This is a genomic window from Streptomyces sp. NPDC085596, assembly GCF_044541565.1.
Lineage (GTDB): Bacteria > Actinomycetota > Actinomycetes > Streptomycetales > Streptomycetaceae > Streptomyces.
Map to the genome: position 1 here is coordinate 289,674 of NZ_JBITTC010000006.1, position 17,251 is coordinate 306,924.

Consider the following 17,251-nt stretch of genomic DNA (forward strand, 5'->3'; position numbering starts at 1 on the left):
CCGCGAGCGCGGGCCAAGCCTTCCCCGGCCCGCGCTCGCGGCCGCTCCGCGTCCCGGGGCCGGGCCCGCGGAATCCCCCAGCCGCCCCACGTGTTCCACTGGTGGACCGCTCTCCCGTCAGGCTGAAGGAGATGGTGAGGCGCGGGATCGCTACCATGGGGTTTCCGGAGCCTGACCGGGGGACCCGGACCGCGCACTAGGAGTCCTCTTGCCAGACGAGGCCCAGCCACTGACCGCCGCCAAGCCGGAGCCCGCTTCGGCCCCCGCGGTGAAGCCCGCGCCGAACGCGTCCGACGCGAAGAACGACGCGCGCGGATCGGTCGAGCACGCCCAGTCCGCGCCGGTGGAGAAGAGCGCCGACACCGTGCGCCCCAAGCCGGCCCCCGTGCGCCCGGCGGCCGGTCAGGCCACGCCCCGCTCCGGCTCCTCCAACCGCGTCCGCGCCCGCCTGGCCCGCCTCGGCGTGCAGCGCGCCAACCCGTACAACCCGGTGCTGGAACCGCTGCTGCGGATAGTGCGCAGCAACGACCCCAAGATCGAGAACGCGACGCTCCGCCAGATCGAGCGCGCCTACCAGGTCGCCGAGCGCTGGCACCGCGGCCAGAAGCGCAAGAGCGGCGACCCGTACATCACACACCCGCTCGCCGTCACCACCATCCTGGCCGAACTGGGCATGGACCCGGCCACGCTGATGGCCGGGCTGCTGCACGACACCGTCGAGGACACCGAGTACGGCCTGGACGACCTGCGCCGGGACTTCGGTGACGTGGTCGCGCTGCTCGTGGACGGCGTCACCAAGCTGGACAAGGTCAAGTTCGGCGAGGCCGCGCAGGCCGAGACCGTGCGCAAGATGGTCGTCGCCATGGCCAAGGACCCCCGCGTCCTGGTCATCAAGCTCGCCGATCGCCTGCACAACATGCGCACCATGCGCTACCTCAAGCGCGAGAAGCAGGAGAAGAAGGCGCGCGAGACCCTGGAGATCTACGCGCCGCTCGCCCACCGGCTGGGCATGAACACCATCAAGTGGGAGCTGGAGGACCTGGCCTTCGCCATCCTCTACCCCAAGATGTACGACGAGATCGTGCGGCTCGTGGCCGAGCGCGCCCCCAAGCGCGACGAGTACCTGGCCATAGTCACCGACGAGGTGCAGGCCGACCTGCGCGCCGCCCGCATCAAGGCGACCGTCACCGGCCGCCCCAAGCACTACTACAGCGTCTACCAGAAGATGATCGTCCGCGGCCGTGACTTCGCGGAGATCTACGACCTGGTCGGCATCCGCGTCCTGGTGGAGACCGTCCGGGACTGCTACGCGGCGCTCGGCACGATCCACGCGCGATGGAACCCGGTCCCCGGCCGGTTCAAGGACTACATCGCCATGCCGAAGTTCAACATGTACCAGTCGCTGCACACGACGGTCATCGGACCCAACGGCAAGCCGGTCGAGCTCCAGATCCGCACCTTCGACATGCACCGCCGCGCCGAGTACGGCATCGCCGCGCACTGGAAGTACAAGCAGGAGGCCGTCGCCGGCGCCTCCAAGGTGCGCACCGACGCGCCGAAGACCTCCGGCAAGGGCAAGGACGACCACCTCAACGACATGGCGTGGCTGCGCCAGTTGCTCGACTGGCAGAAGGAGACCGAGGACCCCGGCGAGTTCCTGGAGTCCCTGCGCTTCGACCTGTCCCGCAACGAGGTCTTCGTCTTCACGCCCAAGGGCGACGTGATAGCGCTCCCGGCCGGGGCCACCCCGGTCGACTTCGCCTACGCGGTGCACACCGAGGTCGGCCACCGCACCATAGGAGCGCGGGTCAACGGGCGCCTCGTACCGCTCGAATCCACCCTGGACAACGGCGACCTGGTGGAGGTCTTCACCTCCAAGGCGCCCGGCGCCGGACCGTCCCGCGACTGGCTGGGCTTCGTCAAGTCACCGCGCGCCCGCAACAAGATCCGCGCCTGGTTCTCCAAGGAGCGCCGGGACGAGGCGATCGAGCAGGGCAAGGACGCGATCGTCCGCGCGATGCGCAAGCAGAACCTGCCCATCCAGCGCATCCTGACCGGCGACTCCCTGGTCACGCTCGCCCACGAGATGCGCTACTCCGACATCTCCGCGCTGTACGCGGCGATCGGCGAGGGCCATGTCTCCGCGCAGAACATCGTGCAGAAGCTGGTCCAGGCGCTCGGCGGCGAGGAGGCGGCCACCGAGGAGATCGAGGAGCCGGTCCCGCCGACCCGCCGCAGCCGCAAGCGCCGCTCCAGCTCCGACCCCGGCGTCGTCGTCAAGGGCGTCGACGACGTGTGGGTGAAGCTGGCCCGCTGCTGCACCCCGGTACCCGGCGACCCGATCATCGGCTTCGTCACGCGGGGTAGCGGCGTCTCGGTGCACCGCAGCGACTGCGTCAACGTGGAGTCCCTGTCGCGGGAGCCCGAGCGCATCCTCGACGTCGAGTGGGCGCCCACCCAGTCCTCGGTCTTCCTGGTAGCCATCCAGGTCGAGGCGCTGGACCGCTCCCGGCTGCTCTCGGACGTCACCCGCGTCCTGTCCGACCAGCACGTCAACATCCTGTCCGCGGCCGTGCAGACCTCCCGCGACCGGGTCGCCACCTCCCGCTTCACCTTCGAGATGGGCGACCCCAAGCACCTCGGCCACGTCCTGAAGGCCGTCCGAGGCGTGGAGGGCGTCTACGACGTCTACCGCGTCACCTCGGCCCGCAACCGCACCTAGCGACCGCATACGCCGAGGGCTCCGTACGCTGCGTACGGAGCCCTCGGCGTATGCGGTGGGGGATAAGTCAGCCCCCGAACTCCTGGAGGCCCTTCAGAGCCTGGTCCAGCAGCGCCTGGCGGCCCTCCAGCTCACGCTCCAGCTTGTCGGCGCGGGAGTTGTTGCCCTGGGCGCGCGCCTGCTCGGCCTGGCCGCGGAGCTTGTCCACGGCGGCCTGGAGCTGACCGGTCAGACCCGCGGCACGCGCACGCGCCTCCGGGTTGGTCCGGCGCCACTCGGTCTCCTCGGCCTCCTGGATCGCCCGCTCGACCGCGTGCATCCGGCCCTCGACCTTGCCACGTGCGTCCCTCGGCACATGACCGATGGCCTCCCACCGCTCGTTGACCGAACGGAAGGCGGCACGCGCGGACTTCAGGTCCCCGACCGGAAGGATCTGCTCGGCCTCATCGGCCAGCGCCTCCTTCAGCTTCAGGTTCTCCCCCTGCTCCGCGTCCCGCTCGGCGAACACCGAGCTGCGCGCGGCGAAGAACACGTCCTGCGCGCCCCGGAAGCGGTTCCACAGGTCGTCCTCGTTCTCGCGCTGGGCGCGGCCCGCGGCCTTCCAGTCCGCCATCAGCTCGCGGTACCGGGCCGCCGTGGTGCCCCAGTCCGTCGAACCGGACAGCGCCTCCGCCTCCGCTACCAGCCGCTCCTTGACGCGCCGGGCGTCCTCGCGCTGCGAGTCCAGCTGCGCGAAGTGCGCCTTGCGGCGCTTGGAGAACGCCGACCGGGCGTGCGAGAAACGGTGCCACAGCTCGTCGTCGGACTTGCGGTCCAGCCGGGGCAGCCCCTTCCAGATGTCCACCAGGGCCCGCAGCCGCTCACCGGCCACCCGCCACTGGTCGGACGCCGCCAGCTGCTCCGCCTCCGCGACCAGCTCCTCCTTGGCCTTGCGGGCCTCGTCGGACTGCTTGGCCCGCTGCGCCTTGCGCTCCTCGCGGCGTGACTCGACCTGCTGGACGAGCTTGTCCAGGCGGGTCCGCAGCGCCTCCAGGTCGCCCACCGCGTGGTGCGCGTCCACCTGCTCGCGGATGTGACCGATCGCGGTCTGGGCGTCCTTGGCGGACAGATCGGTGGTCTGCACACGCTTCTCGAGGAGGCCGATCTCGACAACCAGGCCCTCGTACTTGCGCTCGAAGTAGGCAAGCGCCTCCTCGGGGGAGCCGGCCGCCCACGATCCGACGACCTGCTCGCCCTCGGCCGTACGCACGTACACGGTCCCCGTCTCGTCGACGCGGCCCCACGGGTCGCTGCTCACAGCGCCTCCTCCACATGATGCCTGCGAGGTGCCTCCCGGCCCCCTGGCATCGTCCACAGTTTCGTCATCGCCAACATAGGCGACCAGCAGGTTGCCTGTCCGCATCCGGCGGCAGCGAATTCCGCAGGCGACCGGCCCGCGAGCGCGGACCGGAACGCCGCGGCGGCGTCAGGACTTCGTGACCGTCGCCTTGTCGATCACGACCGTCGCGTTCGGGGCGCCGTCGCCCTGGCCGGTGTTCTCGCCCGCCTTGGCGATCTTGTCGAGCACCTTCAGCCCGGCCTTGTCGATCGTGCCGAAGGGGGTGTACGACGGCGGCAGCGGGCTGTCCTTGAAGACCAGGAAGAACTGGCTGCCGCCGGTGTGCGGCTGCCCGGTGTTGGCCATCGCCACCGTGCCCGCCGGGTACGTGTTCTTCTTGAGGCTCTTGTCCTTCAGATTCTCGTCCGGGATCGTGTAGCCCGGCCCGCCGGTGCCGGTGCCCGTCGGGTCGCCGCACTGCAGGACGTAGATCCCGTTCGTGGTCAGCCGGTGGCACTTGGTGTGGTCGAAGAAGCCCTTGTCCGCGAGGTAGGAGAAGGAGTTCACCGTGTGCGGGGCCGCCGAAGCCTTCAGGTCCACACCGATGTCACCGCAGGTGGTGGCCAGCTTCATGGTGTAGTCGGCCGACGTGTCGATCGACATCGCCGGCTCCTTCTTCCAGGACTGCTTCTTCACCGAGCCCTTGGCCGGCTTCGCACACGGGTCCGGCGCCTTGCTCGGGCTCGCGTTCGCGCTCGGCGACGCGGCGGCCGCGTCCACCTTCTTGTCGTCGTCGCCCTTCATCACGCCCGTCGTGTACAGCGCCACGCTGCCGATCACGATCACGCCGAGCACCGACGCGATCACCGAGTTGCGCATGCGCGCCTTGCGTCGCGAGTCCGTGCGCCGCTGCTGCTGCCGCAAGAACTTCTCCCGTGCGAGCTGACGCCGTCGCTGCTCCTGGCTGACCACCGGGTTCTCTCCTCATGCGTGTCGTATGCCGACCGGTACGCGTGCGTCCTGTGATCCGACAGGCGCGTGTAGCCCCGTACCGTATATGGGTTCGCTGAGGAAACGGCAGCGCCGGTAGGCTCTGGGACCACGGGCCGCCCGCGCGCGAGCCCTCCCGTACCGACACAACGAAGGACGATCGTGCTCATTGCCGGGTTCCCCGCCGGGGCCTGGGGGACGAACTGTTATCTCGTCGCCCCCGCCGCCGGTGAGGAGTGCGTGATCATCGACCCCGGCCATCAGGCCGCCCCCGGCGTCGAGGAAGCGCTGAAGAAGCATCGCCTCAAGCCCGCCGCCGTCGTCCTCACCCACGGCCACATCGACCATGTCGCCTCCGTCGTCCCGGTCTGCGGCGCGCATGACGTGCCCGCCTGGATCCACCCCGACGACCGCTACATGCTGAGCGACCCCGAGAAGGCGCTCGGGCGGTCCATCGGCATGCCGCTCATGGGCGAGCTGACCGTGGGGGAGCCGGACGACGTCCGGGAGCTGACCGACGGGGCGAAACTCCAGCTCGCCGGGATGGACTTCTCCGTCGCGCACGCGCCGGGCCATACCAAGGGGTCGGTGACCTTCCGGATGCCCGAGAGCGCCGACATCCCGTCGGTCTTCTTCTCCGGGGATCTGCTGTTCGCCGGCTCCGTGGGACGCACCGACCTGCCGGGCGGATCGGCACAGGACATGCTCGGGTCGCTGGCGCGCGTGTGCCTGCCGCTCGACGACTCCACCGTGGTGCTGTCCGGCCACGGCCCCCAGACCACCATCGGCCAGGAACGCGCCACCAACCCCTATCTGCGGCAGGTGGCCGCCGGCCAGGGAGCCGGCCCGGCTCCCCGACGAGGAATGTGACGAGAGAGCTTCCGTTGAGCACCTTCAAGGCCCCCAAGGGCACGTACGACCTGATCCCGCCGCAGTCCGCCAAGTACCTCGCCGTGCGCGAGGCCATCGCCGCCCCCCTGCGCGACTCCGGGTACGGCTACATCGAGACCCCCGGCTTCGAGAACGTCGAGCTGTTCGCGCGCGGGGTCGGCGAGTCCACCGACATCGTCACCAAGGAGATGTACGCCTTCGAGACCAAGGGCGGCGACCGGCTCGCCCTGCGCCCCGAAGGCACCGCCTCCGTGCTCCGCGCCGCCCTGGAGGCCAACCTCCACAAGGCGGGCAACCTCCCGGTCAAGCTCTGGTACTCCGGCTCCTACTACCGCTACGAGCGCCCGCAGAAGGGCCGTTACCGCCACTTCTCCCAGGTCGGCGCCGAGGCGATCGGTGCCGAGGACCCCGCGCTCGACGCCGAGCTGATCATCCTGGCCGACCAGGCGTACCGCTCGCTGGGCCTGCGCGAGTTCCGCATCCTGCTCAACAGCCTGGGCGACAAGGAGTGCCGTCCGGTGTACCGGGCCGCGCTCCAGGACTTCCTGCGCGGACTCGACCTCGACGAGGACACCCTGCGCCGCGCCGAGATCAACCCGCTGCGCGTCCTGGACGACAAGCGCGAGTCGGTGCAGAAGCAGCTCACCGGCGCCCCCCTGCTGCGCGACTACCTGTGCGACGCCTGCAAGGCGTACCACGAGGAGGTCCGCGAGCTGATCACCGCGGCCGGCGTCGCCTTCGAGGACGACGCCCGGCTGGTCCGCGGCCTGGACTACTACACCCGCACCACCTTCGAGTTCGTCCACGACGGCCTCGGCTCCCAGTCCGCCGTCGGCGGCGGCGGACGCTACGACGGCCTCTCCGAGATGATCGGCGGCCCCGCGCTGCCCTCCGTCGGCTGGGCGCTCGGCGTCGACCGCACCGTCCTCGCCCTGGAGGCCGAGGGTGTGGAGCTGGACCTGCCGTCCGCCACCAGCGTCTTCGCCGTCCCGCTCGGCGATGAGGCCCGCCGGGTGCTGTTCGCCAAGGTCACCGAATTGCGCAAGGTCGGCATCGCGGCCGACTTCTCCTACGGCGGCAAGGGCCTGAAGGCCGCGATGAAGGCCGCCAACCGCTCCGGCGCCCGCTACACGCTGGTGCTCGGCGAGCGCGACCTCGCCGAGGGCCTCGTCCAGGTCAAGGACATGGAGTCCGGCGAGCAGACCGCGGTCGGCATCAACGAGGTCGTCGCGGAGCTGGAGTCCCGGCTCTGACCCCTCCGGGGCAGCGAGCGGTCGACGGGCCGGGCGGCGGACAGCCGTCCGGCCCGTCACCGTTCGATCGCCTGTGCTGCCGTCCGGGCCGAACCGGCCGAAAATAGAGGCAGCGTGCCCCGCCCGCTTCGAACTTATGCACAGCGAACGGTGCGCGGGGGCGCCTGTGCGGCACAATGACCGATGCCCGAAGCAGGTCCGATCTAGCGAGTGACGGAATCGGCGTGATGAGCAAGACGACAGTCAACGACGTCTCCACGGAGTCCGGGCCCGAACGTGCTCGCGGCACGGCCCGCGTCGAGGGCGGCAGCCGCGCCTTCGCCCTGATGCTGCTGATCACCGGCGCGGCCGGACTGCTCGCCGCCTGGGTCATCACGATCGACAAGTTCAAGCTGCTGGAAGCCAAGGTCGAGGGCAAGACCTTCGTCCCCGGCTGCAGCCTCAACCCGGTCGTCTCCTGCGGCAGCGTCATGGAGAGCAAGCAGGCCGCCGCCTTCGGCTTCCCCAACCCCATGCTGGGCCTGGTCGCCTACGGCATCGTGATCTGCGTCGGTGTGAGCCTGCTCGCCCGCGCCCGCTTCCCCCGCTGGTACTGGCTGACCTTCAACGCCGGCACGCTCTTCGGGGTCGCCTTCTGCACCTGGCTCCAGTTCCAGTCCCTGTACCGGATCAACGCCCTGTGCCTGTGGTGTTCGCTGGCCTGGGTCGCCACGATCATCATGTTCTGGTACGTGACCTCGTTCAACGTGCGTCAGGGCTTCCTGCCCGCCCCACGCCCGCTGAGGTCCTTCTTCGGCGAGTTCACCTGGGTCCTGCCCGTGCTGCACATCGGGATCATCGGCATGCTGATCCTGACCCGCTGGTGGAGCTTCTGGACGAGCTGACCGGGCTGGCCGAGCCGGCGACCGGCGGGGCCGTTGTCAGTGGCGTGATTTAGGGTTTTCAGCGTGGAAGCCGACCTGTTCACCGCCGCAGCCGAAGAACGCCAGGAGAAGGACCCCGCGGGCAGTCCCCTGGCGGCGCGCATGCGCCCGCGCACTCTGGACGAGGTGGTGGGCCAGCGCCATCTGCTCAAGCCCGGCTCACCGCTGCGCAGACTGGTCGGCGAGGGCGGCGGCGGCCCGGCCGGACCCTCCTCGGTGATCCTGTGGGGCCCGCCCGGCACCGGCAAGACCACCCTCGCCCATGTGGTGTCCAGGGCCACCGACCAGCGCTTCGTGGAGCTGAGCGCCATCAGCGCCGGCGTCAAGGAGGTCCGCGCGGTCATCGACGGCGCCCGCCGTGCCACCGGCGGCTTCGGCAAGGAGACCGTCCTCTTCCTCGACGAGATCCACCGCTTCAGCAAGGCCCAGCAGGACTCCCTGCTCCCGGCCGTGGAGAACCGCTGGGTCACCCTGATCGCGGCCACCACCGAGAACCCTTACTTCTCGATCATCTCCCCGCTGCTCTCCCGCTCCCTGCTCCTCACCCTCGAACCGCTCACCGACGACGACGTGCGCGAGCTGGTGCGCCGCAGCCTCACCGACGAGCGGGGCCTCGGCGGCGCGCTCACCCTCCCCGAGGAGGCCGAGGAGCACATCCTCCGGGTCGCCGGCGGCGACGCCCGGCGCGCCCTCACCGTCCTGGAGGCCGCCGCCGGCGCCGCCCTCGACAAGGGCGAGAGGGAGGTCGGCCTGCAGACGCTGGAGGAGACCGTCGACCGCGCCGCCGTGAAGTACGACCGCGACGGCGACCAGCACTATGACGTGGCCAGCGCCCTGATCAAGTCCATCCGGGGCTCCGACGTGGACGCGGCCCTGCACTACCTGGCCCGGATGATCGAGGCCGGCGAGGACCCGCGCTTCATCGCCCGGCGCCTGATGATCTCCGCCAGCGAGGACATCGGCGTCGCCGACCCGGGCGCCCTGCCGATAGCCGTCGCCGCCGCCCAGGCCGTCGCCATGATCGGCTTCCCCGAGGCGTCGCTCACCCTCAGCCACGCCACCATCGCGCTCGCGCTCGCCCCCAAGTCCAACTCCGCGACCATCGCGATCCGCGAGGCCATGGCCGACGTGCGCAAGGGCCACGCGGGACCGGTGCCCCCGCACCTGCGGGACGGCCACTACAAGAGCGCCAAGAAGCTCGGCCACGCCCAGGGCTACGTCTACCCGCACAACCAGCCCGACGGCATCGCCGCCCAGCAGTACGCCCCGGACGCCCTCAAGGACCGCGAGTACTACACCCCCACCCGGCACGGCGCCGAGGCGCGGTACGCGGACGCGGTCGAATGGACCAGGAAGCACCTCGGTCGAAAGCGGTCCTGAGCGCCCTGTAGACTGCCTCGAAGTGCTGAGTCCCGTGTCCGGGCCCTCGTCTCGGGGGAACGGCTCACCAGAGCGGGACATCCAGCCGGAGAGTCCGGCCCTCGGGCGGGGTTCTCCAGGAGCGTCGCGCACCGTCGAAGGTGTCGCGGGCAGCCCACCACCCTCCGGCAGCAGCCGGAACGGGCCGGTGGGCCACTCGCGTGCTGCACGTATGTGCCCAGTTCGGGGAACGGCTGCCCGGCCCGTCCGATGAGGACAGGCAGGGTCTCCCCGGCTGCGGATGCGACCTCCCCTAACCCTGGTGAAGCCGTATTCGCACAGATAAAACGAGGTGTTTGGTTCATGGCGAACCAGTCCCGCCCCAAGGTCAAGAAGTCGCGTGCCCTCGGCATCGCGCTGACCCCGAAGGCCGTCAAGTACTTCGAGGCCCGCCCCTACCCGCCGGGCGAGCACGGCCGCGGCCGCAAGCAGAACTCGGACTACAAGGTCCGTCTGCTCGAGAAGCAGCGTCTGCGCGCGCAGTACGACGTGTCCGAGCGCCAGCTCGTCCGCGCCTACGACCGTGCCTCCAAGGTTCAGGGCAAGACCGGTGAGGCCCTGATCATCGAGCTCGAGCGCCGCCTCGACGCGCTGGTCCTGCGTTCGGGCATCGCCCGCACGATCTACCAGGCCCGCCAGATGGTCGTCCACGGCCACATCCAGGTCAACGGCCAGAAGGTGGACAAGCCCTCCTTCCGTGTCCGTCCGGACGACGTCGTGCAGGTCCGCGACCGCTCCAAGGACAAGACGCTCTTCCAGGTCGCCCGCGAGGGTGGCTTCGCCGCCGACGGCGAGACCCCGCGCTACCTGCAGGTGAACCTCAAGGCCCTGGCGTTCCGCCTGGACCGTGAGCCGAACCGCAAGGAGATCCCGGTGATCTGCGACGAGCAGCTCGTCGTCGAGTACTACGCCCGCTGATCCCAGCCCCGGCGCAGCACCACAGCCCGCCGTCCCCCCGCCCTCCGGCGGACGGGACGGCGGGCTCGCGCGTTCCCGGAACCCGCGCCCCCGCCGGGGCCCGGTAATCCGGTACGGAGCCCCGCCCATGGCGCGATAGGCTCGGTGCACGAATTTATCGATGCTCAAGCACGTTTCAGGGAGCTGGTGCGCACAGTGTCCGGTGGAGAGGTTGCCGGGATCCTGGTGGCCGTCTTCTGGGCGATCCTGGTCTCCTTCCTCGCCGTAGCGCTGGCGAGGCTGGCCCAGACGCTCAAGGCGACCACCAAGCTGGTGGCGGATGTGACCGACCAGGCCGTCCCGCTGCTGGCCGACGCGTCCACGGCGGTGCGCTCGGCGCAGACCCAGATCGAGCGGGTCGACGCGATCGCCTCCGACGTGCAGGAGGTGACGTCGAACGCATCCGCGCTCTCCTCCACCGTCGCCTCCACCTTCGGCGGCCCCCTGGTCAAGGTGGCCGCCTTCGGCTACGGCGTCCGCCGCGCGCTCGGCGGCCGCGACGAGGCCACGCCCGCGAAGACGCCGCGACGTACGGTGATCGTGGGCCGGACGGTCCCGGCCGCACGGCGGGGCAAGCGAAAGAAGGACTGAGAACCGCGATGTTCCGCCGTACGTTCTGGTTCAGCACGGGCGTCGCCGCCGGTGTGTGGGCCACCACCAAGGTCAACCGCAAGCTGAAGCAGCTGACTCCCGAGAGCCTCGCCGTCACCGCGGCCAACAAGGCCCTGGAGACCGGTCACCGGCTCAAGGACGCGGCGGTCGGCTTCGCGCTCGACGTCCGCGACAACATGGCCCAGCGGGAAGCGGAGCTTGAGGAAGCGCTCGGCATCCACGAGAACCCCGCCCTGCCGGAGCCCCGGCGGATCACCGCCATCGAGAACAACAGCAGCACAGTGAAGTACATCGAGAACACGACGTACTCGTACAACCGGAATGAGGACCACTGATGGAGTCGGCCGAGATTCGCCGCCGCTGGCTGAGCTTCTTCGAGGAGCGCGGGCACACCGTCGTCCCTTCGGCGTCGCTCATCGCGGACGACCCGACTCTGCTCCTCGTCCCGGCCGGCATGGTGCCCTTCAAGCCCTACTTCCTGGGTGAGGTCAAGCCCCCCTTCGCGCGCGCCACCAGCGTGCAGAAGTGCGTGCGCACGCCCGACATCGAAGAGGTCGGCAAGACCACCCGCCACGGCACCTTCTTCCAGATGTGCGGCAACTTCTCCTTCGGCGACTACTTCAAGGAAGGCGCCATCAAGTTCGCCTGGGAGCTGCTCACCAGCCCCCAGGACAAGGGCGGTTACGGCCTCGACCCCGAGCGCCTGTGGATCACCGTCTACAAGGACGACGACGAGGCCGAGCGCATCTGGCACGACGTCGTCGGCGTGCCCAAGGAGCGCATCCAGCGCCTGGGCATGAAGGACAACTACTGGTCCATGGGCGTCCCCGGCCCCTGCGGCCCCTGCTCCGAGATCAACTACGACCGCGGCCCCGAGTTCGGCGTCGAGGGCGGCCCCGCCGTCAACGACGAGCGGTACGTCGAGATCTGGAACCTCGTCTTCATGCAGTACGAGCGGGGCGAGGGCATCGGCAAGGACGACTTCGAGATCCTCGGGGACCTGCCGAGCCAGAACATCGACACGGGCCTCGGCCTGGAACGCCTCGCCATGATTCTGCAGGGCGTGCAGAACATGTACGAGATCGACACCTCCATGGCCGTCATCGAGAAGGCCACCGAGCTGACCGGCGTGGCCTACGGCGACGCCCAGGCGTCGGACGTCTCCCTGCGCGTGGTCACCGACCACATGCGCACCGCCGCCATGCTGATCGGCGACGGCGTCACCCCCGGCAACGAGGGCCGCGGCTATGTGCTGCGCCGCATCATGCGCCGCGCCATCCGCAACATGCGCCTGCTGGGTGCCACCGGTCCGGTCGTCAAGCCGCTGATCGACGTCGTGATCGCCATGATGGGCCAGCAGTACCCCGAGCTGATCACCGACCGCGAGCGCATCGAGAAGGTGGCCGTCGCCGAGGAGAACGCCTTCCTCAAGACGCTCAAGGCCGGTACCAACATCCTCGACACCGCCGTCACCGAGACCAGGCAGTCCGGTGGCAGCGTCCTCTCCGGCGACAAGGCGTTCCTGCTCCACGACACCTGGGGCTTCCCGATCGACCTCACCCTGGAGATGGCCGCCGAGCAGGGCCTCGCCGTGGACGAGGCCGGGTTCCGCCGCCTGATGAAGGAGCAGCGGGAGCGCGCCAAGGCCGACGCCCGCGCCAAGAAGACCGGCCACGCCGACCTCGGCGCCTACCGTGAGATCGCGGACGCCTCCGGCGCCACCGACTTCATCGGCTACAGCGACACCGAGAGCGAGACCACCATCGTCGGCATCCTCGTCGACGGTGTCTCCTCCCCGGCCGCCACCGAGGGCGACGAGGTCGAGATCGTCCTCGACCGCACCCCGTTCTACGCCGAGGGCGGCGGCCAGATCGGTGACACCGGCCGCATCAAGGTCGACACCGGTGCCGTCATCGAGATCCGCGACACCCAGAAGCCGGTGCCGGGCGTCTACGTCCACAAGGGCGTCGTCCAGGTCGGCGAGGTCACGGTCGGCGCCAAGGCCCAGGCGTCCATCGACGCCCGCCGCCGCAAGGCCATCGCCCGCGCCCACTCGGCCACCCACCTCACCCACCAGGCGCTGCGCGACGCCCTCGGCCCGACGGCCGCCCAGGCCGGTTCGGAGAACCAGCCCGGCCGCTTCCGCTTCGACTTCGGCTCCCCGGCCGCCGTTCCGACGGCCGTGATGACCGACGTCGAGCAGAAGATCAACGAGGTGCTCTCCCACGACCTGGACGTGCACGCCGAGGTCATGGGCATCGACGAGGCCAAGAAGCAGGGCGCCATCGCCGAGTTCGGCGAGAAGTACGGCGAGCGGGTCCGCGTGGTCACCATCGGCGACTTCTCCAAGGAGCTGTGCGGCGGCACGCACGTCCACAACACCGCCCAGCTGGGCCTGGTGAAGCTGCTCGGCGAGTCCTCCATCGGCTCCGGCGTACGCCGTATCGAGGCGCTGGTCGGCATGGACGCCTACAACTTCCTCGCCCGTGAGCACACGGTCGTCAACCAGCTCAGCGAGCTGGTCAAGGGACGCTCGGAGGAGCTGCCGGAGAAGGTCTCCGCGATGCTCGGCAGGCTGAAGGACGCCGAGAAGGAGATCGAGAAGTTCCGCGCGGAGAAGGTGCTCCAGGCCGCCGCCGGTCTCGCCGAGTCCGCCAAGGACGTGCGCGGGGTCGCCCTGGTCGCCGGTCAGGTCCCGGACGGCACCGCCCCGGACGACCTGCGCAAGCTGGTCCTGGACGTGCGCGGGCGCATCCAGGGCGGCCGGGCCGCCGTGGTCGCCCTGTTCACGGTGAACAACGGCAAGCCGCTCACCGTCATCGCCACCAACGAGGCGGCCCGCGAGCGCGGCCTCAAGGCCGGTGAGCTGGTCCGCACCGCCGCCAAGACCCTCGGCGGCGGCGGTGGCGGCAAGCCGGACGTCGCCCAGGGCGGCGGCCAGAACCCGGCCGCCGTCGGCGAGGCCGTCGACGCCGTCGAGCGCCTCGTCGCCGACACGGCGAAGTAGGCCCGGCACCATGCGCAGAGGACGCCGGCTCGCCATCGACGTCGGGGACGCCCGGATCGGGGTCGCCTCGTGCGACCCCGACGGGATCCTCGCCACTCCGGTGGAGACGGTTCCCGGACGTGACATCCCGGCCGCGTACCGCAGACTGCGGCAGCTGGTCGAGGAGTACGAACCGATCGAGGTCGTCGTCGGCCTGCCTCGCTCCCTCAAGGGGGGCGAGGGCCCGGCGGCGGTCAAGGTGCGCGCGTTCACGCAGGAGCTGGCGCGCGGCATCAAGCCGGTGCCGGTACGGCTGGTGGACGAGCGGATGACCACGGTGACGGCCAGCCAGGGACTGCGCGCCTCGGGCGTGAAGTCCAAGAAGGGCCGTTCCGTCATCGACCAGGCGGCGGCGGTCATCATCCTCCAGCAGGCCCTGGAATCCGAACGGGTGTCAGGTGAAGCACCCGGTGAGGGCGTCGAAGTGGTCATCTGATCGCGGTGCGGTAACGTTCCGCGCGATGCGGCGGTGTTCGAACAGCCGCCGCACAGCAAGAGGCGGAACGGAAGCCGGTCCTGGAGCCGGGCGACCGTCGACCTCGCGGCTCTAGGGGATCGATGACTGAGTATGGCCGGGGCCCAGGCACCGAACCGTGGCATCCGGAGGACCCGTTGTACGGGGACGGCGGATGGGGAGCGCAGCAGGCCCACGGGGGCCAGCAGCACCCCTACGGCGGCCAGCCGCAGCATCCGCAGCACCAGCAGTACGGCGAATGGTCCCAGGACCAGCAGCCGGGCTACGGCGGCCAGCAGTACCCGCAGTACGACGGGCAGGGCCAGCAGCACTTCGATCCCCAGCAGACCGGTCAGCAGCACCAGCATCACCAGCAGCACCAGGGCGGCTGGGACGCGACGGGCACCCACGGCCATGTGCCCTACGCCGCCGACCCGGGCGACCCCTACGGGCAGCACCCCGCGGCCTACGGCGCCGAGCAGCCCGACCACTACGTCACCGAGGACGCCTACCCGCCGCCCCAGCCCCCCGGCCACCGGCACCCCGAACCGGACCACGAGGCCGGCTGGGACCCCCAGGCGGACCCCGACGAGCACCCCCTGCCCGCCGGAGGCGACGACGACGGCGACCCCGAGGCCGACGGCCGGGAGCCGCGCACCGAGCGGCGCGGCAAGGGCCGCAAACCCGTCAAGAGCAAGAAGGGGCGCACCGGTTGCGCCCTGATGGTCGTCATCGTGGTCTTCGGCGGCGGTCTCGGCGGCGTGGCCTACTTCGGCTACCAGTTCTACAAAAATCGTTTCGCCCCGGCCCCGGACTACGCGGGCAGCGGCAACGGCGAAGCGGTGACGGTCGAGATCCCCAAGGGCGCGGTCGGCGTCGACATCGGCCGCGAGCTGAAGGAGGCCGGCGTCGTCCAGAGCGTCGACGCCTTCGTCTCCGCCCAGCTCGCCAACCCCAAGGGCAAGTCCCTCCAGGACGGCGTCTACACGCTCCAGAAGCACATGTCCGCCGCGAGCGCGGTGGAACTGATGCTCAGCCCGAAGAGCCGTGACAACCTCGTCATTCCCGAGGGGAAGCGCAACATCTGGGTGTACCAGGCGATCGACACCCGCCTGAAGCTCGCCAAGGGCACCACGGCGAAGATCGCCAAGGACGACTGGAAGGACCTTGGCCTGCCCTCCTGGGCGAACAGCGACAAGGACGTCAAGGACCCCCTCGAGGGCTTCCTCTACCCGTCCAGCTACGCGGTGGCGAAGGGCATGAAGCCCGAGGCCGTCCTGAAGAGCATGGTCGAGCGCTCGAACGAGCAGTACAAGAAGTACGACCTCGCGGGCAAGGCTCAGGACCTGGGCCTGGACAGTCCGCTCCAGGTGCTCACGGTGGCGAGCCTCGTGCAGGTCGAGGGCAAGTACAAGCACGACTTCGGCAAGGTCGCCCGCGTCGTGTACAACCGTCTCAAGCCGGACAACGTCGAGACGGCGGGCAGGCTGGAGTTCGACTCCACGGTCAACTACCTGAAGGGTCAGAGCACCCTGGACGTCGGCTCGGTCGCCGATCTGCGGAAGATCGCCGATCCGTACAACACGTACGACATCAAGGGACTTCCGCCGGGTCCCATCAGCAACCCCGGCAGCGAAGCGATCGAGTCCGCGCTGAACCCCACCCCGGGTCCTTGGTACTACTTCGTGTCGATCAACGAGAACGAGACGGTGTTCGCCGTCACCAACGAAGAGCACAACCGGAACGTGGAGAAATACCAGGAGGCCCGGAAGCAGGCGGGTAACTGATGACTGCAGGGGCAACCGACCTCCGCCGGGCCGCCGTGCTCGGCAAGCCCATCGCCCACTCGCTCTCCCCGGTGCTGCACCGGGCGGCCTACGCCGAACTCGGGCTCACGGACTGGTCGTACGACCGGTTCGAGGTCGACGAGGCGGGGCTGCCGGGCTTCTTCGAGGGGCTGGGGCCCGAGTGGGCGGGCCTGTCGCTGACCATGCCGCTGAAGCGGGCGGTCATGCCGCTGCTGGACGAGGTCAGTGAGACGGCCGCCTCCGTGGACGCGGTCAACACGGTCGTGTTCACCGAGGACGGGCGCAAGGTCGGCGACAACACCGACATCCCCGGCATGGTGGCCGCCCTGCGGGAGCACGGCATCGAGGAGGTGGAGTCCGCCGCGATCCTCGGCGCCGGCGCCACCGCCTCCTCCGCGCTCGCCGCGCTGTCCCGGATCTGCGCCGGCGAGGTCGTGGTGTACGTCCGCAGCGCCGCCCGCGCCGCCGAGATGCGGGAGTGGGGCGAACGGCTCGACGTGGAGGTCCGCACCGCCGACTGGGCGGACGCGGCCGAGGCGCTGCGGGCACCCCTGGTGATCGCCACCACGCCGGCCGGCACCGCGGACGCCCTCGCCACCGCCGTACCCGAGCGCCCGGCCACCCTCTTCGACGTGCTGTACGACCCCTGGCCCACCGAGCTGGCCGCCCGCTGGTCCATGTTCGGCGGTGCCGTGGTCGGCGGTCTGGACCTGCTCGTCCACCAGGCCGTGCTCCAGGTGGAGCGGATGACCGGCCGCACCCCGGCCCCGCTGGAGGCCATGCGGCACGCGGGCGAACGGGCCCTCGCCGCCCGCTGAGTGCCCGCCGCCCGGCCCCGCACCCAGGTCCCGGTATCCG

The 17,251-nt window shown here is 70.2% G+C and carries 14 protein-coding genes; 12 read left to right on the plus strand and 2 right to left on the minus strand.

What is annotated here, in order from left to right:
* Window positions 1-208 precede the first annotated feature (208 nt).
* Window positions 209-2,722 carry a RelA/SpoT family protein gene (locus tag ACIGA3_RS20145; RefSeq protein ID WP_399717287.1) on the plus strand — a complete coding sequence of 838 codons (2,514 nt, stop codon included), beginning with the start codon at window positions 209-211 and terminating at the stop codon, window positions 2,720-2,722.
* 67 nt (window positions 2,723-2,789) lie between these two features.
* On the opposite strand, the gene ACIGA3_RS20150 is transcribed toward ACIGA3_RS20145, so the two are convergent.
* Window positions 2,790-4,019: a DUF349 domain-containing protein gene (locus ACIGA3_RS20150; RefSeq protein ID WP_399717289.1), complete on the minus strand. Its 1,230-nt coding sequence runs from the start codon at window positions 4,017-4,019 to the stop codon at window positions 2,790-2,792.
* A gap of 168 nt (window positions 4,020-4,187) precedes the next feature.
* Window positions 4,188-5,012, minus strand: coding sequence for a peptidylprolyl isomerase (locus tag ACIGA3_RS20155; protein WP_399717291.1), 825 nt, complete (start codon window positions 5,010-5,012; stop codon window positions 4,188-4,190).
* 180 nt (window positions 5,013-5,192) lie between these two features.
* On the opposite strand from ACIGA3_RS20155, the gene ACIGA3_RS20160 reads away from it, so the two are divergent.
* The 11 genes from ACIGA3_RS20160 to ACIGA3_RS20210 all read left to right on the plus strand — a co-directional run bounded on the left by ACIGA3_RS20160 (window position 5,193) and on the right by ACIGA3_RS20210 (window position 17,211).
* Complete coding sequence (locus tag ACIGA3_RS20160) at window positions 5,193-5,900, plus strand: MBL fold metallo-hydrolase (protein ID WP_399717294.1); 708 nt, start codon at window positions 5,193-5,195, stop codon at window positions 5,898-5,900.
* A 14-nt stretch (window positions 5,901-5,914) separates the two neighbouring features.
* Window positions 5,915-7,174 (plus strand): histidine--tRNA ligase, encoded by a 1,260-nt coding sequence (gene hisS / locus ACIGA3_RS20165; protein ID WP_399717297.1) that lies wholly within the window; start codon window positions 5,915-5,917, stop codon window positions 7,172-7,174.
* A gap of 227 nt (window positions 7,175-7,401) precedes the next feature.
* Window positions 7,402-8,058 (plus strand): vitamin K epoxide reductase family protein, encoded by a 657-nt coding sequence (locus ACIGA3_RS20170; RefSeq protein WP_399717299.1) that lies wholly within the window; start codon window positions 7,402-7,404, stop codon window positions 8,056-8,058.
* A 63-nt stretch (window positions 8,059-8,121) separates the two neighbouring features.
* Window positions 8,122-9,477 carry a replication-associated recombination protein A gene (locus ACIGA3_RS20175; RefSeq protein WP_399717300.1) on the plus strand — a complete coding sequence of 452 codons (1,356 nt, stop codon included), beginning with the start codon at window positions 8,122-8,124 and terminating at the stop codon, window positions 9,475-9,477.
* A 342-nt stretch (window positions 9,478-9,819) separates the two neighbouring features.
* On the plus strand, window positions 9,820-10,434 hold the full coding sequence (gene rpsD, locus ACIGA3_RS20180; protein ID WP_399717303.1) for a 30S ribosomal protein S4: 615 nt from the start codon (window positions 9,820-9,822) through the stop codon (window positions 10,432-10,434).
* Between the two features lie 186 nt (window positions 10,435-10,620).
* Window positions 10,621-11,064, plus strand: coding sequence for a DUF948 domain-containing protein (locus tag ACIGA3_RS20185; RefSeq protein WP_399717306.1), 444 nt, complete (start codon window positions 10,621-10,623; stop codon window positions 11,062-11,064).
* An 8-nt stretch (window positions 11,065-11,072) separates the two neighbouring features.
* A complete protein-coding gene (locus ACIGA3_RS20190) occupies window positions 11,073-11,420 on the plus strand; it encodes a hypothetical protein (RefSeq protein ID WP_399717309.1) in 348 nt (115 codons plus the stop codon).
* Window positions 11,420-14,092 carry an alanine--tRNA ligase gene (alaS, locus tag ACIGA3_RS20195; RefSeq protein WP_399717311.1) on the plus strand — a complete coding sequence of 891 codons (2,673 nt, stop codon included), beginning with the start codon at window positions 11,420-11,422 and terminating at the stop codon, window positions 14,090-14,092. Before ACIGA3_RS20190 ends, alaS begins: the two co-directional genes overlap by 1 nt.
* Window positions 14,093-14,102: 10 nt before the next feature.
* The gene (gene ruvX, locus ACIGA3_RS20200; protein ID WP_399717314.1) at window positions 14,103-14,567 is read left to right on the plus strand and encodes a Holliday junction resolvase RuvX; all 465 of its coding nucleotides are present in this window, start codon (window positions 14,103-14,105) and stop codon (window positions 14,565-14,567) included.
* A gap of 122 nt (window positions 14,568-14,689) precedes the next feature.
* Window positions 14,690-16,372, plus strand: coding sequence for an endolytic transglycosylase MltG (gene mltG, locus ACIGA3_RS20205; protein WP_399717316.1), 1,683 nt, complete (start codon window positions 14,690-14,692; stop codon window positions 16,370-16,372).
* Window positions 16,372-17,211 carry a shikimate dehydrogenase gene (locus ACIGA3_RS20210; protein WP_399717319.1) on the plus strand — a complete coding sequence of 280 codons (840 nt, stop codon included), beginning with the start codon at window positions 16,372-16,374 and terminating at the stop codon, window positions 17,209-17,211. The genes mltG and ACIGA3_RS20210 overlap by 1 nt, the downstream gene beginning before the upstream one ends.
* Window positions 17,212-17,251 lie beyond the last annotated feature (40 nt).